At 65.7% G+C, this 23,861-nt stretch carries 15 protein-coding genes and 1 pseudogene; 6 read left to right on the top strand and 10 right to left on the bottom strand.

Annotated elements, in window-relative coordinates:
* The first annotated feature begins 25 nt into the window (after positions 1–25).
* Entirely contained in the window at positions 26–499 is a 474-nt protein-coding gene (locus tag ACF1G2_RS30535; RefSeq protein ID WP_391801392.1) for a GNAT family N-acetyltransferase, read from the top strand.
* 76 nt (positions 500–575) lie between these two features.
* On the opposite strand, the pseudogene ACF1G2_RS30530 reads toward ACF1G2_RS30535, so the two are convergent.
* Positions 576–743, bottom strand: a pseudogene (locus ACF1G2_RS30530) (IS5/IS1182 family transposase); the annotation flags it as partial.
* 77 nt (positions 744–820) lie between these two features.
* Here ACF1G2_RS30530 and ACF1G2_RS30525 point away from each other — a divergent pair.
* Both ACF1G2_RS30525 and ACF1G2_RS30520 read left to right on the top strand, forming a co-directional pair.
* Positions 821–1,102: a hypothetical protein gene (locus tag ACF1G2_RS30525; protein ID WP_391801391.1), complete on the top strand. Its 282-nt coding sequence runs from the start codon at positions 821–823 to the stop codon at positions 1,100–1,102.
* Positions 1,103–1,190: 88 nt separating this feature from the next.
* Positions 1,191–1,805, top strand: a complete 615-nt coding sequence (locus ACF1G2_RS30520; protein ID WP_391801390.1) for a transposase — start codon at positions 1,191–1,193, stop codon at positions 1,803–1,805.
* Positions 1,806–1,907: 102 nt separating this feature from the next.
* Here the strand turns inward: ACF1G2_RS30520 and ACF1G2_RS30515 are convergent, their stop codons facing one another.
* Positions 1,908–2,099, bottom strand: a complete 192-nt coding sequence (locus ACF1G2_RS30515; RefSeq protein WP_391801389.1) for a hypothetical protein — start codon at positions 2,097–2,099, stop codon at positions 1,908–1,910.
* Positions 2,100–2,371: 272 nt separating this feature from the next.
* On the opposite strand from ACF1G2_RS30515, the gene ACF1G2_RS30510 reads away from it, so the two are divergent.
* A complete protein-coding gene (locus tag ACF1G2_RS30510) occupies positions 2,372–2,935 on the top strand; it encodes an NADPH-dependent FMN reductase (RefSeq protein WP_391801388.1) in 564 nt (187 codons plus the stop codon).
* 1,070 nt (positions 2,936–4,005) lie between these two features.
* Here ACF1G2_RS30510 and ACF1G2_RS30505 read toward each other — a convergent pair.
* From ACF1G2_RS30505 to ACF1G2_RS30490, 4 genes are all read right to left on the bottom strand, one after another.
* Positions 4,006–4,383: a hypothetical protein gene (locus ACF1G2_RS30505; RefSeq protein WP_391801387.1), complete on the bottom strand. Its 378-nt coding sequence runs from the start codon at positions 4,381–4,383 to the stop codon at positions 4,006–4,008.
* 835 nt (positions 4,384–5,218) lie between these two features.
* Entirely contained in the window at positions 5,219–12,106 is a 6,888-nt protein-coding gene (locus ACF1G2_RS30500) for a polymorphic toxin-type HINT domain-containing protein (protein ID WP_391801386.1), read from the bottom strand.
* 116 nt (positions 12,107–12,222) lie between these two features.
* A complete protein-coding gene (locus tag ACF1G2_RS30495; protein WP_391801385.1) occupies positions 12,223–15,915 on the bottom strand; it encodes a LamG-like jellyroll fold domain-containing protein in 3,693 nt (1,230 codons plus the stop codon).
* 57 nt (positions 15,916–15,972) lie between these two features.
* Positions 15,973–17,508, bottom strand: coding sequence for a VCBS repeat-containing protein (locus ACF1G2_RS30490; protein ID WP_391801384.1), 1,536 nt, complete (start codon positions 17,506–17,508; stop codon positions 15,973–15,975).
* 441 nt (positions 17,509–17,949) lie between these two features.
* Here ACF1G2_RS30490 and ACF1G2_RS30485 point away from each other — a divergent pair, with 441 nt between their 5' ends.
* Together ACF1G2_RS30485 and ACF1G2_RS30480 are read left to right on the top strand one after the other, a co-directional pair.
* On the top strand, positions 17,950–18,729 hold the full coding sequence (locus tag ACF1G2_RS30485) for a GNAT family N-acetyltransferase (RefSeq protein ID WP_391801383.1): 780 nt from the start codon (positions 17,950–17,952) through the stop codon (positions 18,727–18,729).
* Positions 18,730–19,258: 529 nt separating this feature from the next.
* A complete protein-coding gene (locus ACF1G2_RS30480) occupies positions 19,259–19,750 on the top strand; it encodes a GNAT family N-acetyltransferase (RefSeq protein WP_391801382.1) in 492 nt (163 codons plus the stop codon).
* Here the strand turns inward: ACF1G2_RS30480 and ACF1G2_RS30475 are convergent.
* The 4 genes from ACF1G2_RS30475 to ACF1G2_RS30460 all read right to left on the bottom strand — a co-directional run bounded on the left by ACF1G2_RS30475 (position 19,672) and on the right by ACF1G2_RS30460 (position 23,589).
* A complete protein-coding gene (locus ACF1G2_RS30475; RefSeq protein ID WP_391801438.1) occupies positions 19,672–20,382 on the bottom strand; it encodes a hypothetical protein in 711 nt (236 codons plus the stop codon). The genes ACF1G2_RS30480 and ACF1G2_RS30475 overlap by 79 nt on opposite strands.
* 179 nt (positions 20,383–20,561) lie before the next feature.
* Entirely contained in the window at positions 20,562–20,963 is a 402-nt protein-coding gene (locus ACF1G2_RS30470) for a DUF6009 family protein (RefSeq protein ID WP_391801381.1), read from the bottom strand.
* Positions 20,960–22,480 (bottom strand): phage/plasmid primase, P4 family, encoded by a 1,521-nt coding sequence (locus ACF1G2_RS30465; protein ID WP_391801380.1) that lies wholly within the window; start codon positions 22,478–22,480, stop codon positions 20,960–20,962. Before ACF1G2_RS30465 ends, ACF1G2_RS30470 begins: the two co-directional genes overlap by 4 nt.
* Positions 22,477–23,589, bottom strand: a complete 1,113-nt coding sequence (locus ACF1G2_RS30460) for a bifunctional DNA primase/polymerase (RefSeq protein ID WP_391801379.1) — start codon at positions 23,587–23,589, stop codon at positions 22,477–22,479. Before ACF1G2_RS30460 ends, ACF1G2_RS30465 begins: the two co-directional genes overlap by 4 nt.
* Positions 23,590–23,861: the final 272 nt, after the last annotated feature.

The following is a 23,861-nucleotide window of genomic DNA, read 5'->3' as shown; positions in this document are numbered from 1 at the left end:
TCCCGTAACGGCCAAGATGCCTGCCATGATCGTCACCATGGGGATACACATCGCAACGGCCGGGGTGGCCGACTTCCATCAGGTCCTGGCTGATCATTCCCGTTACTGGGGCGAACGCGACCTTCGCTCACTACACCTTCTGGCACTGGTGCAGGAGTTCGGTTCCACCAGCTTGGTTGCCCGAGCCGAAGACGGCATCCGTGGGTACATCTTCGGTTTCGTCACCCCAGACGGCACCGGGTACGTGCATCTGATCGCCACGCGGGACGACGCCCGTGGCACCGGTCTCGGGCGTCGTCTGTATACGGCGTTCGCCGAAGCAGCGGAACGTCACGGTGCACGGCAGTTGAAGGCGATCACGTCAATCGAGAACACCGGCTCAATCGCCTTCCACCACAGCCTCGGCTTCAACACGAAGATCGTCGATGACTACAACGGCCCCGGCCAGGCTATGGCCGTCTTCCACCGAGATCTGCCGCTCAACGTCTCGTCGCCCTGACCAACCAGCGGTCACTGGTAATCGCTCCCAGGCCGTTAGTTCTTGGTGTTCCTAGGGCGCCTATCGAATGTGCTGGTCACAGCCACTCGTTGATGGCCGCTACGAGGACTGTCGCCTCGTAGCGGACCGCGAGCTTGTCGTACCTCGTGGCCACGGCCCGGTGCCTCTTGAGGCGATTGATGCCGCACTCGACCGCGTGGCGAGCCTTGTAGTCCTGCTGGTTGAACTTCGGTGGCCGGCCGCCGCATCCACTTTCGATACACGCCCTAGTGACCCGGGGTTGCGGCCGCGGGAAGCACTACCTACCCGCTGGGCGAGACGGTGTCGATCCACAAGGCAATGGTCGGGGACGGGACTCAAGTCGTCCACCAGATCAACGAGATCGGCCGGCGCCGCAAGGCCAAGGGCTCCCGCAACAGGAAGAAGGCCCGTCTCAAGGTGGCCCGCGCACACGCACGCGTGGCCGACCGCACGGCGGGAGTTCCACCACCAGCTCCCACCCGGCTGATCCGCGACAACCAAGCGCTCGGCGTGCAAGACCTGGCGGTCAAAGGAGCTCGCCCGCACACGCATGGCCAAGTCGGTGCACGCGACGCCGACTAACGTCCTGCCCCATCCGTTCCGCATAGATTCCCTCTGTGCAAGAACTGCGAGACATGGGTGCCCGACATGGTCAGAAGGTGCACACAGGATGAGTGACGAGCAGAGCCGGGCGAGGGAGGAATCCCTCGGCAGGGCGTTCACCGGTGCCTCGCGCGTCGAGTGCGGTCCCGTGCACATCGAGGCGGCCCGCCTGGCCTGCCGGAGCCCTGGGCGTGCGCAGCGCCCCGAGTACCTCCACCACCGCCGCGTGCTGCTGGCCGTGTGCCCCGGCGGCCTGGCCAACTTGCTTGGATACGCCCCGATTGGGGTCGAGAGCCTGGCACTTGACGGCAAGAGTGCGCGTGGTTCACGCATCTTGGACGTCCCGGCCGCCCACCTGCTGTCCGCGGTCACCGGGGCCGGACACACCGTCAGCCAGCTGCGGGTCCCGGACAGGACCAACGAGATCACCGGCTTCGCCCGCCTGCTGGCCCCGTTCGACCTGGCAGGCACCGTGGTCACCGCCGACGCTCTGCACACGCAGCGTGAGCATGCCCGCTTCCTGGTCGAGGAGAAGTACGCGCACCACCTGTTCGGGTCAAGGCCAACCAGCGTGGTCTGTCCGCCGCACTGCGGTCCCTGCCATGGAACAAGGTCACCGCCAGGCGCTACGACCGCGAGCGCGGACACGGCCGCCGCGAGACCCGCTCGACCCGGGTGCTGACCGTCACCGACCTCGGCCTCGGCTTCCCGTACGCGGTGCAGGCCGCAAAGATCCTGCGGCACCGCACCGACCCGAGGACCGGCAAAGTCACCGGCAGACCGTCTACGTGATCAGCGACTTGACGGCCCGCCAGGCATCGCCGCAGCGGATCGGACAGCTGGCCAGGTCACAATGGGTGATCGAGAACCGGGTCCACTTCGTCAGGGATACCGCGTTCGCCGAGGACGCCTCGAAGATCCGCACCGGACACGGACCTGAGAACATGGCGAGGCTGCGGAACACGGCGATCAACATTCTCCGCGCCGCCGGGCACAACAGCATCGCCGCCGGCCTGCGCAAGGTCTCCTACGCGCCCTTCACCCGCCCGCTGGACCTGCTCGGACAGGCCCGACCTGCACTCCATCGAGATCACCCAGACCTTGAATCAGCCCTGCAGCGCGGGGTACATGATCTGAGAGAGATTGTGGACGCAATCCTCTCTCGTCACCGCACCGCAATCCCGTGGAATACCTGCCGCACGACAGCGAGATTGTCAGGCGACAGCATGAGATCGATAGGTTGGACGAATGTCTACGCTGCCTGTGATCCTCTTGTTGTCGGGAAGCCTCCGAACTGGTTCGTCCAACAACTCCGTGCTGCGCACTGCCCAGACCCTGGCTCCCTCTGGAGTGCGTACTGTCCTATACGACGGCTTGGCGGGGCTCCCGCACTTCAACCCCGACGATGACACCGAACCGCTGCCTGCTCCCGTGGCGAGGTTGCGGGCGGCGATCAGCGAGGCAGCCGCTCTGTTAATCTGCACCCCGGAGTATGCAGGCACTCTGCCAGGTTCGTTCAAGAACCTGCTGGACTGGACGGTCGGCGGCACCGAGATCTGCAACAAGCCTGTAGCTTGGGTGAACGCCGCTGCCTCTGGCCGGGGCCATGGCGCGGAGACGACGCTTCGGCAAGTACTCGGCTACACGGGCGCAGACATCGTGGAGGCGGCCTGCGTGAAGGTCCCGGTGGCCCCCCAGATGGTCGACGCGGAGGGATTCATCACCGATCCCGGGGTCCGCGAGAAGCTCCGCAGGGTTCTTGGCCTGCTGGCTGGCCGTCACGGACGGACCTCTGAGCTCAACCAACCGTAGAGTCGGGTAGGTCACGCCCGACGGTCCACCAGACAGGGCAGGTAAGCACCCAAGGGCCGGCTTGGTCGGTGTGTTCCCGCAACAACGCTTTCGGCATCGAGGACGTCCGGAAGCCTCGGAAGACGGTGCTCACCTCGCAGTCTCGCAGCGACCGTACCTGCCGCAAGTGGTTAACACGTGTCGGGGACGTGCGAACGGCCCGCCTGGTGACCAGGCGGGCCGCAATGCTTTCGTACAGGGATGGCGTCTCCCTGACCAGAATCGACGCCATGCCCCGCATGACGTGGAGCGCGCCACACCAGAACACGCCCTGTCCGCCATCGTGTACCGGACCAACGGCGATGCAGAGACGAATGGTCAGCACTTGTCCTATTCGTAGAATTCCTTCCACGCTGCCTGCGGAAACACCCGCCGCATCACGACGCGGGACCGCGCTGGGCGACCGCGCTGCAAGATGTGTCCGGACGTCGACGGCCGGGATCCGATCACCGTCATCCACAGGGTGGTCACCGCGCTGGACCCAGCCGCCGATCGCGAGGTGGTAGCCGATGCGGTCCGCCGGTCGGCACCACGCCCCTGCGACCAGCAGAAACTCGCCTGGGCCCTGGAAACCGCCCCCCTCCCCCTCACCGGGGACGGGCACCTCTCACCCCTTCGCGCCATTCTGCGACTGATCGACCTTCTGCACACCGCGGGCATCGCCGGAGTCGTCCCACCCGCCTGCCCTCGCTGCCACAGAGTCGTCCGCATCGACAGACCACTCGACGGACAGCGGGTCTGCCGCATCTGCATCGCCCACAGCCGCCTTGAGGAGTGCTCGCGCTGCGGAGCCCGCCGGGAACCCGCCACCCGCGACGACCAGGGCCGACCGCTCTGTCCGAACTGTCTGATCACCGACCCCGCGAACCTCGAATTCTGCATCAACTGCGGGCGCCGACGCCTGGTAGATACCCGCACGCCAGACGGCCCGATCTGCCCGAGCTGCCCCGCTCTCCGCACCGCGACCTGTTCCGTATGCGGCGCGAACAGGCCCTGCGGCACTTCCCGCGCCACCGGTCGCCCGTGGTGTCCTACCTGCCAACGCCGCACCGCCTCCTGCTCGGCCTGCGTGCCTGATCAACCAGCGCCTCAACGAGCTGCTGGGGCCTCTCCAGGGCCTCCGGCGCAACATCGCCACCGCCGAATACCCCCTCACCGCCACCCGCTGGCTGAACAAGCCGTCCGTTGCCCCGGTTCTCGCTGATCTCGCCTCCGGCCGCCGGCCACTCACCCATCAGACCCTCGGCGAACTGCCCGACAGCCAGCCCCTCGCACATCTGCGTCAAGTACTTGTCAGCGTCGGCGCTCTGCCCGAACGCGACGAGCACATGGTCCGCATCGAACGCTTCCTCGTCAGTCTCCTCGCATCCCAGCAAGACTCTGACCAGCGCAGCCTCCTCCACCGCCATACGACCTGGCACCTCGTCAGATGCCTACGCGGCAAGAACAACGGCGCGCAATCGACCTCCTCGGCCACGCCCTCTACAACACCGCGGAGACGACTGGCCAGCCCGACGACAGCGACAACGACCCATCGCTCTGCGCGGTCCCCGTCCACTGACGTTGCCGCCAACGACTGCCGTCAGACCACGCTGAAGCCCCGCCAGGACACACCTGACGGGGCTTCAGATTTGCATGAGGAATACCTAATCGAATCAGCCTGAACTCGCGGACCCAACTTCGATGCCAGCCGACCGTTCCTGGCCCCAAAGATCAGGCGACAAGAGCGACGGCCCAACGACCGCATGGGCACCGCTGAGATAGAGAATCCATCTCAACTCGTCGCAAGCGAAAACCGGCTCCCCTAGGGAATCCACCCACACCTGGAGCATATTCCCACCAAGCTGAGTTATATCCCACCATTTCCAACGCCTCTGCTTCGGCTCGAACGAGAACAGAATATCCTGCGCCGTCCACTCCTCTTCACCGCGATGCAGGGTGTACCGAAGGCGGGCAACCCTGTGCGCCTCAGAGAAATCGCCACCTCTAGCCCATGCCGGAAGAACATCTTCTGGAAGTTGGTCCAGTTCGAAGTCTCCGCGTCGGGAAATTTCAACACCGGCAGCGACGAGCCCTCGAACGCGGCGGGCAAAGTCTTCGACTTCTTCCCATCGCCCAACTTCCACGTAAAACACTGCCAGCGGACCAGTTGGCGACGCCATGGGGCGAACCCACAGCCGACCAAGCTCTTCCTCTGAGGTCCCTGTCATCTCTCCAGCACCTGTGATCCGCTCCAGAGATCCATCACAGCACTCTCCCCGATCCTGGAATTATCGCATCCAAGAGTCCGGGGAACATCTCCGATGGAAGCCCATACAAATCTGGCCCCCTACCAGGATCATCAATCTGCGGGCGCCCCGACGAAAAGATATTCCACTGTCGCCTACTCATACCACGACGACGCTGGTCGATTGCAGCTGAGCGGACCTGAGCCACATACGAACTCGGAACATCGAAAGCGACTATTTGACCACCCGAGCCGCGGAATTGCTCTGTGTGCGCGATATTCCCGCTCATGTTCAGATGCAGCATTCCGTCACCATTGATCGAGACGCCCCCATCGCCACCGACCGACAGACGCTGGCTATCTGGGTGGTCCGTCTGCAATCGATATACCGTCGTGTTGCAGTTGTGAACCAGGACAGGAGTGGCGCCCGCCAGCACATAGTACGTGTGCGCATCTGCCACTGTGAGGTTGTGGACGGTGGCGGCTGGGACGGTCCACCGCTGGACGGCACTTACCTGGACACGTGTGCCGGCGCTGGTCTGCAGCCATTCTCCCGGCTGCACATCGGTGGCGTCGATCCACTTACGAAGACTCGGTACCCAGAAGGGGTGTCCGTCGGTGGCGGTGACCGAGGACGTGGTCGCCGTGGCCTTGGCGTCACTCCGTGAGATGCGCTTGTCGCCACTGGTAAGGGTGATCCTGACGAGGTGCTTGACGCCGTGGCCCTTGATTTCGGCGGTGACCATCTTTGAGGTCGTCTTGCCGGTCTTGGGGTCCGTGGCGATCACCTTGTCGCCGATCCGGAGGTCCTTAATGGTTTTGGTGGTGCCGTCGGCCATCAGGACTCTGGTATCCGGCGTGAAGCTGTTGGCGAGGCAGCTCACCCCTTCGTTGGGGTCCGCCTTTTTCGCGATGCCTTCGAGCTTGTCGGCGGTCTTATCGAACTTTCGCCAGGCCTTGAAGTTGTTGATGATGTCGTCGACGAGGCCGACGACGCGCTTGCCGAGGGCGAAGGACTTCTTCCATTTCCAGGGCAGACCGTACTTCTTGGCGAGCTTGCCGACGATGCCACCGGCCAGACTGGTTGCGACGTTCAGCGCAGTGGCGCCGCAGGCGCCCATACTGCCGGTGGTGAAGCAGTCGAGAGCATCGGTGATGCCGAGTTCGTCGGCGAGGATCCCGGACAGTTCCTTCGCCGCGGCGATCGCTGCTGCCTTCGCTCCATTCGACTCGGCCCGCGCCTGGACTGCGTAGTGCTGCTTTGCCGCCTTCGATGTCGAGCTGTGCCAGGGTGTGCGGTGCGGCGAGTTGCGTGGCAGTGGTGTGTGGTTGATGCCGGCTTCATCGATGGTGGGGCATGCGGGCTCGTTGCACAGCCCCGTCGGGTCGGAGTGCGTCACCGGGTTGTTGCCGGAGTATGCATAGCCGTTGATCTGCTGCGAATCGGTCAGGACCAGGATCGGGTCAGCGGTGATGAACCGGCCGTTCTCCGCCTCGTACTCACGCGCACCGATATGGGTCAGGCCGGTCGACGCGTCCACGGGCTTGTTAAGGAACCCCTTGTCATCGACCCAGGGCTCCGCGGCGGCCCCGCGTTCGACGCCGAATGGGTCCATGCGGCGTCGCGTCACCTCGCCGGTCATGGCGTCGATCGCGATCGACATGGTGCCGTGATGGTCGCCGGCGAGGAACTGCACACCCTTGCTCGTGCGGAGGGCAACCGTCTGGTCGCCGAACGCGTAGTAGCGGGTGCCCTCGACCGCACGGGTTGCGGTGTTCAGGCTGAGTTCCATGCCGGGCAGGTAGAGGGTGTGCTTGTCCTTCTCCTTGCGCAGCAGTCGGTCACCGCCGGCGGCGTAGGCGTAGGAGGTGTCCGTCCCGGCAGTTCCGAGCTTGCCCTCGCTGTTCCAGGTGAGGGCCTGGGTGTTGCCGTTGAGGATGCGTTGCTGGGTGTTGCCCGACTTGTCGTAGGTGAAGGTGTCCTGGCGAGTGACGGCCGGGTTGGAGCCGGAGGCCGGGGTGTGCTGGACGACCTTTGTCAGTGTGTGCGGGCCGCCGTTGCCGGAGGGGTCCTTGCCGTAGGTGTAGGTGCGGGTGATGTCCGGGCCGCCGTTGACGCCGTGCAGGACCTGGGAGGTGCGGTTGCCGGCGGTGTCGTAGTCGCCGAAGGTTTGCCAGTACGGGGCCGCCCCGCCGATGGTGCTGCTGGTTGCGTCGCTTGTACAAGCGGCGTTCTGGGTGCCCGAACCGGCGGCACCGTCCGAAGTGTTGGAGGTGGACCATGCCGCCGTCAGGCGCTGTTGCCAGTCGTGGGTGAAGCACTGAACGTCGCTGGGGCCGCCCGTGGGAGTGTCGGCGATGGAGGTGACGTTGCCGGACGGGTCGTAGGTGTAGTCGGCGTCGTAGGTGACTGTCGTGGTGCCCAATACTTCGACGCGGGAGTTGGTCAGGCGGTTGGTGCCCCTCTCGTAGGTGTACGTGAGCTGGGCTTGTCTGCCTTCGGGACTGATCGCGCCCAGTGTCAACTGCTGAAGTTGGGATGTGGGGGCGTAGCCAGCGTCGCCGACGTACGAGCCGTGGAGCGAGGACTTCAGGGACTTGGGGCGCTGGAGCGAGTCGTAGCCGTATGTCAGGGTTTCCGAGGGCAGGCCGCCAGCGGCGGGCAAGCTTACGGACTGGATGGTGCCGTCCTGGTTGTACTGGGTGCCGAATTCGTAGGTGCCCTTGAGCTCGGCCGCCTCCGATCCGGCCAGCTTCACCTGGGTGACGGTGGGCTGGTACATCTCGTCCAGCGCGGTGTTGAGCGTGGAGGACTGCACTACGCCGCCCTCGTACCGGAAGGTGCCGTACACCTGGCCCTTGGCGAGGTGGTCGTAGGTGGTGGCGGTCAGCTTGGTTCCGGTGTCCGGCTCGCCCTCCCAGGTGGAGGCGGGCCGGCCGAGGACGTCGTACTTGGTCGAGTTCTTCTTGCCTCGGGCATCCGTGGTGGAGGTCAGATGGTCCAGGGCGTCGTACTCGAAGGTGGAGCTGCCGGTGTCAGGGTCGGTCGCCGAGGTTTTGCGGCCACGCTGGTCGTAGGCGAATGACCAGACGTTGCCGGCCGGGTCCTTGGTCGTCTTCAGCTGGCCGGTCGGCGTGTAGGTGTAGGTGGTGGACTCGTAGTCGGCGGTGGTGCCTGCCGGGAGTGGCTTGTCGCCCTTGTAGCGACGGATTTCCTTGGTGCGGTCGCGGCCGTCGGTGATGACTGTGGTCGGTGTTGTGCCTGCGGGTGGGTCGGTGTGGATGCGGTCGCCGCCGTAGGTGTATGTGGTGCGCCACTTCTCCGTGTCGGCGACCTTGAAGATGTCGGCGGTCTTGCGGCCTGCTCCGTCGTACTCGGTCACCGACTGGCCGGCGACCTGACCCGTGGGGCTGAAGATGCTGTCGGTGGGGGCGCCCGTTGTGTAGTAGTCGGTGTTGGTCTGGATCAGGTTTCCGACGCCGTCGTAGAAGCTGTCGGCTACTATCCGGCCGCCGTCGGGCCCTTCGGTCTGCTTCTGGCGGGGCCGCAGCAGACCGTCGTACAGCTGGTACTCGGCGCCGTAGGAGTTGCCGTCGTTCTCGATCCTTTCGGTCTTGACGGCAACGGGGGCGTCCTTGCGAATCAGGTACGTGTACTTGATCGAGGGGGTGAAGCTGCTTTTGGAGCGATCGGGCAGCCATACCGAGGTGAGGCGGCCCAGCGCGTCGTAGCCGAGGTCGCTGCGCTTGGCATTCATGTCGGTCTGCGAGGAAGGGGCGCCCCAGGAGCGCACGTATTCCGTCTTCGTGGTCCAGCCCAGCGGGTTGGTCTCGACCTTCTGCGTAGTGAGGCCGTCGGTCTCGGTATAGGCGGTGGTGGTGGAGTTTCCGCGGGCGTCGGTGACCTTCAGCGGACGGCCGTATTGGTCGAAGTCGGCGACGGCGGACGAGGTGACGGTCTCGTAGGTGGCGTTGGTCCCGTCGTGTGAGGCCAGGCGCTGCACCTTGGTGGTGTCGCCCTTCGTCGGTGCTTCGCTGAGCCCCTTGCCGTCGTAGAACGTCAGATCGTCCTTGATCAGCTGGGTCTTGCGGTCCGGGGAGTCGGCGCAGGTGACCGATACGGTCTCGACCCGGGACACCAGGGTGACCATGTGCTTGGTTGCGTTGTCGGCGTACCAGGTGCGGGTGCACTGGTTGTCGGTGGCGTCGCCAATGGCTCCGTAGTCGTCAGTCTGTGTGACGCGGCCGTTGGTGTCGTCGTAGCGGATCGTCGATTTCGTCTCCCGCCAGCCGCCGCCTTCGAGCGCTGTGTAGGAGGACGTGGTGGCGGGACGTACGTAGGCGGCGGTACGCGTACCCCAGTCGTGCTTGCGGGTGGCGGTGGTGTGCCGCCAGGCGGTGCTGATGCTCTTGGACACGACCTTGTCGCTGGTGAATGCCCCGTTGTAGCTGGTGGTCTCCAGCTCGAAGCCGGACAGGTCGTCGTCGTCGGCGTGCTTGACGCCCATCGAGTCGGTGACTTCACCGCCAAGGCCGCGCAGGAAGGTGTGCTCGGTGCGCTGATTGGCCGGACTGACCGTGCCACCGGACTTGGTGACCTGGGTCTTGCCGTAGCCGCGCCAGTCGCTGTAGGTGCGGTACTCGTCCTTGGTGATTCCGTCCGCACGGGCCTTCTTCCAGCCCGCGTTGCCGATGTACTCGTACTCGGTGACGGAGTCCTTGGCGCCACCGGTCAGATCGTCCTGGGTGACCGTGCGGACCAGGTACTTGTGGAACCAGTCAGTGATCGGATCTTCAGCGCCCGGCGGATTCCACTTCACCGGATAGCAGGCCTTGGTGGAGGCGTCTGTGGCGGGCAGATTGTCGGCGCTGCACTCGGCTTCGCGGTACACGATGTCCAGGTGGCCGCCGGTGTCGTTGTCGACGCCGGACAGGCGGTAGCGGTTCATCGCCTGGATGTTGTCGCCGGCCTTGTCGACCCGGTTGGGCAACTGCTTGCCCACCATCTCGACGGGCGGCATCTCGACCGTGCCCGAGCCCGCGTGCCCGGTCTGCGTGATCGTGTTGAGCCACAGCGACTTGGAGCTGTCGCCGTTGTCTGTGAAGAAGTGGTCCAGAGTCCAGGAGTCGACGTCCGCGTAGCCGGATCCGTACCGGATCTGCGTGGTGACCTTGGACAGCTTCTTGCGGGTCCAGAACGTCGGGGAGTTCTGCCCCTCGCACTTGGTGTCCTTCTTGCAGTTCAGGTCCCAGGGCACATCGGGCCAGCGGGTGGCGGTCGCGTCGGTGAGGTCTTCGGGTTCACAGTCGGTGTCCGCGCCGAGGCAGCGCTCGCTGGTGGTGAACATCACGCGGGCCGGGGCAGCGGTGTCGTAGACCTTGCCGTGGCGCTGGCCGTAGTCGATGCGCTTGAGGTAGCCACCGCGGATATAGGGCTTGCCGTTCTCGCCCGTCTGCAGGCCCTGGGTGTAGTAGTTGGTCTCCGTGCCGTAGAAGTACGACATGACGTTGTCGTGCGGATCGACGACGTAGTCCAGGTTCCAGCGCCAGGCCTGGGTGCAGTGTGCGGAGGCGAGGGTGGAGTTGTAGCAGGGCTCGCCGGCGTCGTCCCCGTAGACGGGTACGGTCCAGGTGGATGCAGTCTGCTCCTTGCCGGAGGCGTAGCCGGGCAGGTTGTCGAGGCCGAAGTAGTACTGGGTGCCGTCGGTGTTCGTCACCCGCCAGTGTTCGCCGTTGTCGTCGCCGTTGGCGGCGCCTGTGAGCTTTTCGACCTTGAGGTTGTCGTCGGTTTCGACTCGCCACTGGCCTGTCGTGTCGTCCTTGATGAGCTCGCCGGAACTGCCGCCTGCCATCTGCAGCGTGGCGTTGTCGTATGCCCAGCACTGGTCGCCGTTGGTGTCGGCGTGGCCGTCATCCGCGCACGGCTTGTAGCGGCGCTCGATGAACCCTGGCTCGTAGCTGAAGCCCTGGCCGACCCAGGAACCCTGGCTGTTGGTGGCGGACGTCTGGCCGTCGACCGACTGCGAGTCGTACCCCAGCGTGACGTGTGGGACCACGCCACCTGGTGCTGGTGGAGTGCGCATCGGATAGGACCAGTTGAACGCACCTGATGAGTACGACACGTTCCAGTCCGCGGAGGGTGCCAGCGGGGTCGCACCGAAGCTGCCCTGGTCACCCGATGCGCCGGCCTCGGCGGCCAGCACGGTTACACCGCCGGCTTCCTGGTCTGCGGCGATGGCCACATCGGCACTCAGCGTCTGCTTCGCCGTGTTGTTGGCGGTCGTCAGCGGCTTGCCCGACGAGCAGCCGTTCTTGCTGGGGGTGGTCAGCAGACAGGAGGGATACTGCACGAGCCGCAGTCGGGTGCCGTAGCCGGCGCCGTATGCGTCAGCGAAGCCTGCATAGTCCAGCGTCACTCGCGCCGATCCGGACCTGTCCGTCTTGCCGGTGGGGGCCACGGTCATCAGGACCCCGTCGATGCCCGCCGCCTTGGTTGCCTTGCGGTCGGCGACCGTCACACGGACGACCCTGGGGGCCGATTTGGAGGCGGTCTGTTTGTCCGGTGGTCCGACTTCGATCGGCAAGCTCGCCGCCGCAACCGGCTTCGAGCCGTCCAGCGTGACTTCGCTGCTTCCCGAGATGGGCCAGGTGACCTTGGCTGGGGAGGTGACCTTGGCCTTCTTGGCCGGGTTGGCCGGATGGGGTTCGGACTTCAGCGTCGTGCCCTCGACCGGGGCGCCCAGATCCTGCTGCACTTTGGAACGCGGACCGCCCTTGCCAGCGGCTTGCGTCTCCGGGGTGTATTGCGGCAGCAGGGCAGTCGTGAGAACGACCCCAACTGTGACAACGATGCCACGGTGGCGACGCAGACGGGACGACGTGCGGAACGGACGAAACGAAGCCATGACTATTTCTCCGTGACAGACGGCAGACAGGAAGGACAGAACAGGACGCACGAGGCAGCGGGCATGCCGTGGTTGGGGGCAGCCCCTGTGGGCTGCCCCCAACCACGGAGCGGGGGTTACGTGGTGCCGACGATGCTGGTGCCGGATTCCAGGCCCGCCACCATCGCGACGAGCTGTTCGTCCAGCGCACCTTCGAAGATGCGGACTTCGTCGATCGCCCCGGAGAAGTACTGCGTTCCGCCGGTTCCCACACCGGAGCGCCCCACCTGGACGCCGGCCTGTGTCAGATCCCAGGTGTTGGGCCAGTCGACGCGCTGCCCAGTCCACTGGCCATTGACGAACAGGCGCACCTCGCCGAACGCGGCGTTGTACGCAAGCGCAAGGTGGTCCCCATCGCCCTCGCTGCCCGGCATGAAACCGGTCGCAACCGATTCGGTGAGCACCGCACCGCTGGTGTCCTGCTCACTCAGGGCCATCTGCCAGCGTCCGCTGTCCTTGTCGTAGCGCACTGTGATGGCCGAATTCGCGGTGCCGGGCAGCGACAGCACTGTCTCGTCTGCGGTCGGGTTCGGTGTGGCAAGGCGGGCGCGGGCAGTCACGGTGAAGCTCGCCTTCGCCTTCAGCAGGCCGGCGGGCCGGTCTGCGTAGCCGTTGGTTCCGTCCACTGCCAGGTGGCCGTCACCCCACACGGGCTGGGCAGGGGGAAAGCACTCTGGGTCGGTGCCCGGGTCGCAGCTGTCGTCCGGCTGATACAAGCTCGCCGCCCCGTGCAGGGTCAGTCCAGTGCCGTTGGCTCGGTCCGGGATCTTGCCGTCAGCCAGCTCCTCCATGTCCCAGTAGGCCAGTTGCAGAGGCGGTATCCCGCCCAGCTTCGCGCTCTCCCCAGGCGCAACCACCCGGTCAAAGACCTGGACACCGGCAATCGTGCCCTTGAAGTTCGCGGTGTAGCCGGCAGGCTCCAGGGCCCGCCCGATCTGGAGCGAACCGGTGGCGTTCCAGGTGGTGGAGCGTTCCTGAGGGTCACCGGAGACCGGGATGCCGTTGATGTACATGCGCATGGTGCCCGGCGGGCCGCCATCGTTCATGTCGTATACGCCGACCAGGTGGGTCCACTCGCCAGGCACCGGCCTGGGGCCGAGGACCTGCCAGGAGACCATCGAGTCAATCTCGCTGTCCGGGGCCTGGAACGACCATCTCTTTGAGGTCGCGTCGTAGCCGAGGGAGAACCCGGACTGGGCTGATCCGTCCTGGCTGACCACGCTCATCGAGGTGGTGGGGAGCTGCGGCAGCATCACCCAGGCCGCCACAGAGAATGTCTTGTCGGTATCCACGACGTGCTGCCCGGCGCTCAGGTAGGCGTTCGTGGTGCCGTCCAGGGAGGCTGCTGTGCGGACGGACCCGTGAGGGCCGTCCACGCCGAACGTCACGCCCGACCCCGCCGCCGCGGGCCCGCTGTCGGTGCCGGCCGCCTCGCGGGAGCCTGGCGGGTCGGCCAGTGCCCAGGATGCCTTCGGGGAACGCCCCTTGGAGACACGGAACACGTAGCTGGAGGTGGCCAACTGGGGGTTTCCGGCCTGGTCGACGGCCTTCACGATCAGGGCGGTGGTGCCTTCACTGTCCGGCATCCAGCGCAGCGCGGCCGGGCGACCGGGCTCGTCGGGCTCGATGACCTTCTCGGCCTCGCCGGTGAACTGATACAGGTATTTGGCGACATCGGTACCCGGCGAGTAGAAGGTGAACGTGCCGTAATCGCCCACCCCGGCGTGCCACAGATCGTCGTTCGGGTACTCGGTGGAGGTCACCGTGGGGGCATCAGGCTTGGTGGAGTCCAGGATGAACTCGCAGCGAGTGGCATCTCCCGTGCTGCTCCACGGCCCCCAGGCCGGATTGCCGCTGCTGTCCTTGGTGCCGTCACTGCCCCGTGCCTCCCAGCCGATCACCGTGTTCTCCGGCAGGGTGAACGGCCCCGTGCCATCTCCTGGGATGTCCTCACCCACGGTGTATATGAAGCGCTCCCAGCCACTGGAACGGTCCGGGTCGCTGTTGGACTGCTTGTAGTCAGTGGTCACCGAATAGCTCTTGGCGCTGCCGTCCGCGGCCGTCCAGAAGATCCTGAACTGGGCACGCAGCTGCTCGGTGTTGCCCTGCACATCGCCGTGGTCGGGGTCCCAGATGATTGCGGACAGGGTCGGCGGCTTCTTCGTGTAGTGCTTGTTCGGTTCGTTGTAGGCGCACGTGCCGCCCGGGTCCATCGTCAGTTCACTCATGGCCGGCTGGTACGGCAGCCGGTTGTAGGTCACCTCGAGGGCGGCGTTGTTGCAGAATCGCTTCCACGACGCGGTCGAGTCCTCGCTGGCGGCCTGGAGCCCGAAGGTGGTTGTGTCCCAGCCGCTGCTGGCCGCCTTCTGCACTGTGCTCGTGACTGTGAACCGCACGTTCTGGTTCGTCGTGGTGCACGAACCGGTCGGGTTCGTCGGGGACTCGGAGGTGATGTGGTCCTTGCTGGAAGGGCGGTTGGACCAGTTCGTCCCCGAGTTGATGGCGCTGCCGCCGGAGCTGTTCATGCGGTGTAGCTGTACCGAGCGGGCCTCGCTGCTGTAGGTGTGCACTAGCGTGATCGCGAACTCGGCCTTCAGAATTGTCTTGCCCTCAAGGCTGCCTGTCGGCAGGGCGTAGTACTGGCGCTGGATGTCATTGCTGCCTGTACAGCGCACCGAGACGTCGGCGGGACAACGGCCCACACCCTTGCCCGACTCGATTCCGTCTGCGGTGTTGGAGAACTTCCAGCCCTCGAGCCCCGGGTTGGCTGAGGACACCCAGGTCCAGCTGGTCCGTGAGACTGTCTTGGCGACCGGGTCGATGTAGACCGGGTAGCGGGTGCGCTTGTCGTGCAACAGCCGTGTATCCGGGGTGAGGTGCATCTTCCCGTGCTTCATGGCCAGACCGACGTTGGCCACCTGCGCGCCTTCGGGCGGGCCGGGGCCGGCCTGTACCGGGTGCTCGTCGCGCCCCTTTCCCGCCCCGCTGGAGTCCCACATCACCGGCTGGGGCGCTTCAAAGACCCGGCCTCCGGACGTCTTGTCCTTGGCTACGAGACCGCCGTTGTCCTCTTCTACTGTCACGCCACGGGCGGCAACTGGCAGGGCGAGTTCGGCGAGCTGGGGATTGGCGGCGGCCTGGGCAGACCTGACCACCAGGACGTGCGAGAATCCGTCACTCTGCGCGGTGACCACCAGGTCGACGTCCGGCAGTACCGACCGGTACGTCGCCGTGCTGCCCGTCACCTTGGGTCGGGGCAGTGTGCTCGGCCAGGAGAACGACATCGTCTTGCCGTCGCGGGCCAGCGTCGCGAACGTGGTGTCCCCGCCTGCGGAGATACTCATCGCTGCGCTCGCCGCGCGCGGCGCGAGACGGCCGCCCGGCGTGGCGACGAGGGTCGTGTCGATGTCGACCCACTTGCCGTCCTTCCGCGTGCGCACCGGCTGGACGAACTCCTTGACGGTGAACGTCCCGTCGGGGTTGGCGAACGTCTGGCTTCGATCGTCCCGCAGCGTGGAAATTTCTACACGTCGGCCAGCCTTGGCCGCAGCGCTCACAGCATCGTTCTCGGACACAGCCGACGAGGGCGTCTTCGTCCGTTCCCGATCGCCTTCCGCGGCCACTGTGGTGGTGGCGTTGTCAGACGCGGCGGCTGCTGTGATGGTCCCCATGCCAACCGACAGGACCGATGCGAGCGCGCACGCGGCCGCCACCAGCCTGTGTCTGGCGGTTGTCGGCTGCCTTCTTCGCCCGATGAATCGGCTCGTCATCGTCCCCACCTGGTCCATTTCGCAGTCGTGAGCGTTCGCGCGTGTTCGTTCCGGATGTCAGCGGATCGCGGAGCCGAAGGCCTTGCCCTCGTCCGGGATGCCGTCTGCCCCCGGCTTGAGCGTGCGCACTGTCCCCGTGCCGCCGGTGGCTACCGACCACGGCATCGCGTACACGACGCCCTTCTGCAGCCCGTCCGACTTGCTGTACGGAACTCCGACATACAGCTCCGCCGACGTCGACCACAGCCCAAGGCCGGCGAAGTCGCGGGCTTCAGCCGCATCCGGCAGCCCCGCTCCCCGGGTCAAAATCCGGTCCCCGTCTCCCGGGGCCCCCATGCCGGGCAGGACGTGGACCGCGCCGGCATTCTCCGCCGCACCGACCTCCTGGTTCGGCACACTCACGGCAAGGCGCATGTTCGCGGCCGAACCCACTTCGCCAGGAGCGGTGTTGGAAATCTGTACACGCTGCCCGAAGAAGTCGCCCACGACCGGCTCGCCCTCTACGTTCGGCGACAGTCGGTCGATCAGGCTCACCTCAGCCAGCGCACCGGTCGGCTTAACATGCACCACCGTCACCGCACCTGCATCCGCGACACTGCCGACGTTCTCGTTGGGCGTCCCGATGGCCACCAGGGCATCCGTCTCCGAGGCAGCGCCTGACGGCCGGTAGGGCACCAAAGCCAGCGCCGTACCGAAACGGTCGTCCTTCTCTGCTGTGCCGGAGGTCAGCGCCGAATGGTTCTCGTCGATGTTGCTCAGCGCGGTTGGCCGTCCGTCGGTGAGCGTGTGGTTGAACACTGTCACCGCGCCGGCAAAGGTTTCCGTGCCGATCGCTTCGCCTGGCGAGCCGACCACAAAGAACTTGCTCTGCGCTGCCAGCGCGTAGCCGAATCGGTCGTTGGCTTCCACCGCTCCAGGGATTCCAGGGTCGTCCTGGTTCACCGTCGACTTGGCCGTGCCCTGGATGTAGTGAATGCAGCCGGCCTGTGCTGCACTGCCAACGGCTTCCCCGGGCACACCGATGGCCAGGAAGGGCTTGCCTGCTGTGTTGCCCGCCGCGAGCGAGAACCCGAACAGGTCACCCGCTTCGGTCTTCGTCGAGCTCTCGAGGCCTGCCTGCGTGTAGCTCGTGATCGGCGACCCGGCCCCGATGCCTGAGGTCGTGCCGTGGACGATGTAGACCGACCCGGCGTCCGCCTGCGGGCCGTCTGCGGTGGTCACATCCTCGTAGGGTGCGCTCACCACGAGATCGCTGCAGCCGTCCTGATTGGCGTCGTAGGCCGCAATGGCATAGCCGAACTGATCTCCGGCCTCCGGATTCGCCGAGATCTGCGGCAGCGCCTGCGAGATCTCGCTGACCCCCTTGCCGCCGCCCAGAACCACACGGACCAAACCGGCCGCCGTGTATCCGCCGACCGTGGCCTGCGGATCCGCGATCGCCATGTCCCGAATGCCGTCTCCGTTGAAGTCCGAGTCGGTGCCCGCCGTGCACGCCGCCGCCGTAGCAGGCGACGCACCCACCGAGAGCACTGCCGCGGACGCGGCCAGCGCCGACGCCATACCCAGACCGGCTATGCGCGTGCGGAACCGCACGCCCCTCCCCCGCTTCACAGTCCCACCTCAGAGTTCACAGGAATCACAAAGTGAACCGAGCAAACAGGTGTGGACCATTTGGCGTCAACAGAAGAGGTCTCTGATGGCGCTAAGCCGCCTCGTGTCCAGAGGCGGCCCGACCTCTGGATATTTGAGGTTCTGCTGCGCCTGCACCATGTACGCCGCACCCGCGGCCCCGCTCGCCCAGCAAGAGAACACCCTCTCCTCACAATCGCCAGGGTGAGCTACCTCGCCCGCACCATGACCTGCACCTACACGCCCGAAGCTGCAGGACCGGCGAGCCGTACTCACCGAGCAAAACAGCGACAGCCGCGCCGTCTCATCGCGATGTTGGTTGCTCGTGCGACCGCTGCCCCCGCTCCCGTTCTGGGCAGCTCGAAGCCGCTTGCCGAGCCCTCGTGCCCGTGCTGCAATGCGAGGATGGATGCTGCTGAGGTGCTCGCACTGTTCGACTGTCAGAGGCGGCGGGATACCCTCCCCGACGCGCCCGGCGCCCGGGTCGAGCGCGTCGGCAATGTGGTGCGGCAGGTCGGTGTCGAGGGCGGCTGGAGCGCGATCGTCTGGTCCGATCTGGACCAAGCCACAGCGGGGGCGGCGATCGCCGAGCAGGTGCGGTACTTCACCGAGTTGGGCCGTGAGTTCGAGTGGAAGCTCTATTCTCACGACCAGCCGGAGGATCTGGGCAAGTTGCTGCGGGGGGCCGGGTTCGAGGCGGAGCCCGACGAGGCCCTGATGATCGCCCGGATCACCGATCTGCCGGATGGTGACGGTCTGCCTGAGGGCGTCCGACTGCACCCGGTGTCCACTGCGGCCGACGTAGAACTCATGCTGTCCGCACACGAGGGTGCGTTCGAGACGACTGCGGACTGGTTGCGGCCGAGTCTGCTCGACGTGCTGGCCGAAAGCCCGGATACGGTCAGCATGGTTGTGGCGATGGCTGGCGACGTGCCGGTCTGCGGGGCGCGAATGGAACTGCACCCAGGCACCGAGTTCGCTAGCCTCTGGGGAGGGGGTACGGTGCCTGCATGGCGGGGCCGGGGGATCTACCGGGCGCTGGTTGCGCACCGCGCCAAGATGGCCGCCGCCCACGGCTACCGTTACCTGCAGGTGGACGCCTCCGCCCAGAGCCGGCCAATCCTGCAGCGTCTGGGCTTCGTCTTTCTGAGCACCACGACGCCATATGTGTGCAAGGTGGTGTAGCTGGTACTCCTCCTTCTTGCGGTTGGTGCACGCTGAAGCCGTTCCGGGCATGGGTGCGGGACTCCTGGGCTGCGAAATCGGCAAAGTTGGTGTGCAGCCCTGCTGACGACCTCGGAGCCGTCTGGGCTGTTGGTGCCGTCCGCGCTCACCGCGATGGGCACGCTGAGCATTGCCTCAAGTTGCGCAGGCGACGGCGTGGGCCTTGTTCTCGTATTGCTACGGCCAGGCGGCGTGTAGCTCTGAGTATCTAGACACGACTGTGGGCACGCTGCTGCAGGGCAGTGAAGTCGCATGTGCTGTTTCAGTGGCCGGGGTGCGCCTGGGTCTTTTCCTATCCGGCGAGTGCCCGGTGGATGCTGTGATCTCCGTCCGGTCCCATTTGATCTTGCTCGGGCATAGGATCGTTTCTGACACTCACCCGGCGGGTGCTGGACTACTCGCCCGCGTTCCGAGTGGTGTGAGGTGAGGCATTCGGCTCCTCCCGAAATGCGTTGGCCCTGCCGGTTGCGCCCCCGTTATAGATAGAGTCATGACGTCTTGGACCTTGGCCTGTGAAGCCTTCGACTCGGTCAGTGCGAGCAGTCTGCGCCGTGGCTACTACGACGAGGTTGCGAGCCGCTACTGGAAGCGGCCAGCAACGTCCGAGGAGATCGACCGAGGCTTGGCCGGGGACGGCGTCGAACTGCTCACCCCGCCCACCGGCCAGTTCGTCGTCGGGCACTACGGCGGAGAGGCTGCGGCCTGCGGCGGGATACTGATGCTGGACGCTGAGCGAGCTGAGCTCACCCGGGTCTATGTCCGCCCAGCCTTCCGTGGAAAGAACGGCGCGAGCCTCCTGCTGGAACTGCTGGAGAAAGAGGCCCGCACACTCGGCGCGCGTCAGATGGTCCTCAACACGCGCCTTGACCTGATCGAAGCGCGCGCACTGTACGTCCGCCACGGCTACGCCGAGATCCCGGCGTACTGCGCGGGTCCGTATATGGAGATCTGGTACGGCAAAGACCTCTGGTCAGACCGCTGATCAGCCTGGTCATCGGTCGCTGCGATGCAGCAGAACGGCACGATCCTCGCGGAGCCCCCGACTCCCCGTCCCTGACAGTGCTCCGTGAATGGCTGTGGCAGCGGGATGAGGCAAGGCGCCCTGCCCGCCACAAACCCCTCGTTACCTTTCGTGGCTCCGCGCCGGAGCTTCCAGCCTTTGGATCCGGCATGACTTTCCCCCTTGTTGTTGATGATCCGGTGGGGGGACCGGACCCGGTGGCATCGCCGGACCGCTGATGAGGGGCTTGAGCACCGGCTTCGCCCAAGATCGGAAGAACTCTGCGTAATGTGGTGTCGCGCTCGGTGCCGAGGCAAGGCCGGACGATAGCGTGAGCGGAGGGGCCTGCAGGTGGTCGACACCGGTGACTGCCGCTCCGCCGTACGGTTCGCGACTCTGTGCGGAGTGCCTTCCGGCAGGTCCACCGTGCGGCGCACGAAGTCGACCACCGTTTCTGGCATCTCGTCCAGCTTCGGGAAACACCCCATGCGCTGGTACGGCTTCAGCGCCAGCAGCTGAGCCGGCAGATGCTTGTCACTGTCGCTACGAGCGGCAGCCCTCTCGACCTCGTCACGACTCGGCGCGAAGAACAGATGCCGCTCGTGCGCGGTGATCAGCCGCTTGAACCGCGGACACGCGGCACTGTCGATCGAGGTGACTACCCACCCCGCCCCAGACGAAAAGCGACGTCACCACCAGCGACACCGAGCCGAACGGGTGACGGGCGGGGCCCGCAAGGTTCAAGATCGTCCCGAGGTGTATCTGGGGCATGCCTCCTTGGGGCAGTGTGGAGTCACAGGGGGAGCTCTATGCCAAGTTCCTGCATCGCGGAGGAGGGCGGCCCGCCTTCGGAGCGTTCTGTTTTGCTTCCCTTACAGCGGGGCTCGAGCGTTCTCGGGTCGATGGCTTCCGCGGGGGCACCGGTGGCGTAGACGCCTTTGGGGTCGGTGTCTCGGTCGTGGGGCAGGAGCCAGAACACTCTGCGGCGGAAGGTGCCCGACGATCGCGATGCCTTGGCTCGCGGGCCGAGCTGGGCGTAGCCGACCATCCGACCGTCGCGATGGTAGGCGGGTTTGGCCCGGCGGGTGGGCAGCCGGTCGAGGCTTTGGCGTACATAGTCGAGGTCGGTGATGTCTTCGAGCCAGATGAGGTCGGTTTCGTGGTTGATCTCGTCCTCGGTGATGAGGGCGCTCATCCTGTCTTCTCCTCCTCGAGCAGTCCGATTCCCGGGTAGTACTTGCGCTGGTTGGACAAGATCATCTCCTTGGGAGAGGCAAGTCCGACCAGTTCACGTACCCGGGTGGCAAATGCCCGGGACGAGACGGCAGACGCTCCTTCGCTGTGGCACCAGGACTTGTATGCGGCGTAGAGGCTGGTCTGTTCTGCCCGGTGGTCTGGGCTGAGAGCGCAGCATTCGTTGAGGAAGCGCCCTGTGTGGTCCTCGGTTTCTGCGTACGCGTTGGTAGCTATGCGGACGCGGGCAGGGCCGGTGAGGTTTTTGTCGCCGGCGAGGTAGCGCCGTGCTCCATCTACGAGCCAGTTGAGGATACCGGGGCCTTCTTCTGCGACCAGGACATCTGCCAGGTTGTCGATCTTGCAGTCGTCCGAGACGACGCGTTCGAACGGGATAAGGCGCATCCGTCGCCAGAACGCGAAACCTCCGGTGCCGACTTCGGGTCGATGGTTGCCCAGCAGCCATAGTTTGTGGGTGGGAGCGAAGCTGAAGAAGTCCTGGCGCATCCGGCGGGCCTTGATCCGGTCGCCACCAGTAAGGAGTTTCACTCGGGCTTCATCGAATTTGTCTCCGGGTTTGACCTCAGAACAGACGAAGACCCGGCGGCCGTGGAGTTCGGCGAGGTCGGTGGGGTGGCCTTCGTAGGGACGGGCCATGAGGAATCCGGGTGGGGCGGCATCCGCGTAGTCACCGAGGAGCTTCATGAGGACGTCAAGGAGCACTGATTTGCCGTTCTTGCCCGATCCGAAGAGGAAGGGCATGACCTGGCCGCCGACGTCTCCGGTGATGGAGTAGCCGAGGAGCAGGTGCAGGAAGTCGATCACTTCCCGGCCTTCGGCGTCGTCGCCGAAGGTGTCGGAGAGGAAGCGCAGCCACCTGGGGGTGGCTGCATCCACGGGGCCTACGGCTGTGGAGCGTGAGTGGAAGTCCTTGTTCGGCTCGGCTGTGCGGATGAGTCCGGTGCGCAGGTCGACAATGCCGGCGGGGGTGCACAGGGCGTAGGGGTCTGAGTCCAGCAGGGCTGCGTTGAGCACCATCCCGGGGGCCGAGCGGGCTTGGGTAAGCATGGCGTTCATGCCGGATGTAGACAGTGCCCGTTTGCGGTGCTGTTGAAGGGCGCTGGAGGTGAAGACGCCTCGAGGGTCGTGGACGGCCAGGTTTTCTGCGAGGTCGCCTGCGGACCACACGACGGCGTCGTCTTCGTCCATCTGCCAGCGGGTGGAGTCCCAGCGGTACCAGCCGAGGCCGGGGACGTGGCGGTAGTCGCTGGAGTACAGCTTTACGAACAATTTTGCGTTGCCGCGGTCGGAGAGAGTGTCAGGAAGGAGTCCCGCTGCAGTTGCGGGGCCGTTTCCTTGCGATGGAAGGGTGTTCTCCGCGTACTGTGCAGGTACGGGGGGTGTGGCCTGGGCAAGGATTTGCGCGGCAACAGCTTGTGGGTCGAAGGCGAAGACGGATTTGCCGTTCTGGGGAGTCACGGGCGGGCCCCGAGCTGCAGTGGGTGGGCTCGCCCGGCGCTCAGGCCGCTGCGGATGATGCCGTCGCTGCGTCGGGACTGCCCCGGGCGGGCCAGTTCTGCTGCTTCCTTCAGTGCGTGTTCCGCCTGGTCCTCAGGCAGGTGACCGCTGGCAACCAAGCCTCCTGCCGTGAAGGCGGCGCGATTGAGCTTGTCGGAGAACCCTGCGCCGCTGTTAACCGTGGCGCAGTCGGCGACGTCAGCAAGCGCCTTGGCGAGGATGCGGCTGGCGTGATCGCGGCCGCCGCCGGCGGCAATGACTGCCTGAAGGGCACGGGCAGGCACGGGGCGGGGGGCGGGAACGCGGGGAGCGGGCTGGTGACCCGTGCGCTGAAGTTCCTGGGCGAGCCAAGGCGGAAGGAGGGCTGGCGTTCGTGCAGCGCCGACCGGCGTATAGGTGCCAGCCTTGGTGCTGGTGCCGGGAGCGACGATGTAGCCGCCGTGGGCCCTTACGTCGACCTGCCACGCCAGGGCGCGACCTGCGCCGGATCCTGTGGAGCACTGCCAGGTGTGGGCGCCTTGTGATCGGTACCAGACGTGGAGTCCACCAGAAGGGGTGCGCACACGCAGGGTATTTGTGTCGTCCGCTGGGCTGGTCGCTCCTCTGAGGGCCGCGAGGACGCCAATGGTGTGGTAGCCAGTGGCAAGCCCCGAGAGGTCGATCTGATCTGCGATGGGAATGCCTGGCAGCAAACGGTCTCGAGTGGGGGGCGTTTGGTGGTGTGCGTCGATGTCGATGACGACGAGGCCTGCGGGGCCGCAGGCGACACCCACGCCGAAGCTGGGGGTCGCGCCCCACCAACGGTGAATTCGCTGTTTATCTAGCGTTGCTGCATGAAATCCGTGGCACCAGCGGCCTGCGCTGCGGCATTTGCAGAGGTGGTGGGTGTGGTCTGCCGGGAGGCAGGCAGGGCAGTTCGCAGCGGGGGTTTTGCGACCAGGGGCGAGAGGATGCACGGGCCAGCCCCTGGCTGCGCACCACTTGGCAATGGCAAGGGGGGAGGCAGCGGCTGAAAATCCGGGGTGAGCGCGATGTGAGTCGCTGTGCGAAATGCGCAGATCATCAGCCATGCGACTCCCCCTCTTAGCGACCGAAGCGACTCAACAACGAACGCAGACTAACGCTGCTTGTCAGGGGGACGGTCCACCGCACCAAGCGCAACGCTTCTCTGTCGCTTCCAACAGCAGAGTGTGGACCAGCGACCCGGGGGTTGGGGGTAGCGACTGACGCGCGGTTGGTCGCTACCCCCGGGCGAGGTGCGAACCTCCAGGTCAGGCACAGTGGACCCCAGCCAGTAGCGACCGAAGCGACTCAACCTTTCCATCTATGACGCACACGCACA

This window comes from Streptomyces sp. NPDC013457 (genome assembly GCF_043089925.1).
Classification (GTDB): domain Bacteria; phylum Actinomycetota; class Actinomycetes; order Streptomycetales; family Streptomycetaceae; genus Streptomyces.
The sequence above is the reverse complement of the archived record's forward strand: the minus strand, read 5'-3'. Positions and strand labels throughout refer to the sequence as shown.

Coding starts and splice junctions, on each gene's coding strand:
- ACF1G2_RS30535 (WP_391801392.1), top strand. CDS start 26: ATGATCGTCACCATGGGGATACACATCGCAACGGCCGGGGTGGCCGAC.
- ACF1G2_RS30520 (WP_391801390.1), top strand. CDS start 1,191: ATGAGTGACGAGCAGAGCCGGGCGAGGGAGGAATCCCTCGGCAGGGCG.
- ACF1G2_RS30515 (WP_391801389.1), bottom strand. CDS start 2,099: ATGTTGATCGCCGTGTTCCGCAGCCTCGCCATGTTCTCAGGTCCGTGT.
- ACF1G2_RS30510 (WP_391801388.1), top strand. CDS start 2,372: ATGTCTACGCTGCCTGTGATCCTCTTGTTGTCGGGAAGCCTCCGAACT.
- ACF1G2_RS30505 (WP_391801387.1), bottom strand. CDS start 4,383: ATGGCGGTGGAGGAGGCTGCGCTGGTCAGAGTCTTGCTGGGATGCGAG.
- ACF1G2_RS30500 (WP_391801386.1), bottom strand. CDS start 12,106: ATGGCTTCGTTTCGTCCGTTCCGCACGTCGTCCCGTCTGCGTCGCCAC.
- ACF1G2_RS30495 (WP_391801385.1), bottom strand. CDS start 15,915: ATGACGAGCCGATTCATCGGGCGAAGAAGGCAGCCGACAACCGCCAGA.
- ACF1G2_RS30485 (WP_391801383.1), top strand. CDS start 17,950: ATGGATGCTGCTGAGGTGCTCGCACTGTTCGACTGTCAGAGGCGGCGG.
- ACF1G2_RS30480 (WP_391801382.1), top strand. CDS start 19,259: ATGACGTCTTGGACCTTGGCCTGTGAAGCCTTCGACTCGGTCAGTGCG.
- ACF1G2_RS30470 (WP_391801381.1), bottom strand. CDS start 20,963: ATGAGCGCCCTCATCACCGAGGACGAGATCAACCACGAAACCGACCTC.
- ACF1G2_RS30460 (WP_391801379.1), bottom strand. CDS start 23,589: ATGGCTGATGATCTGCGCATTTCGCACAGCGACTCACATCGCGCTCAC.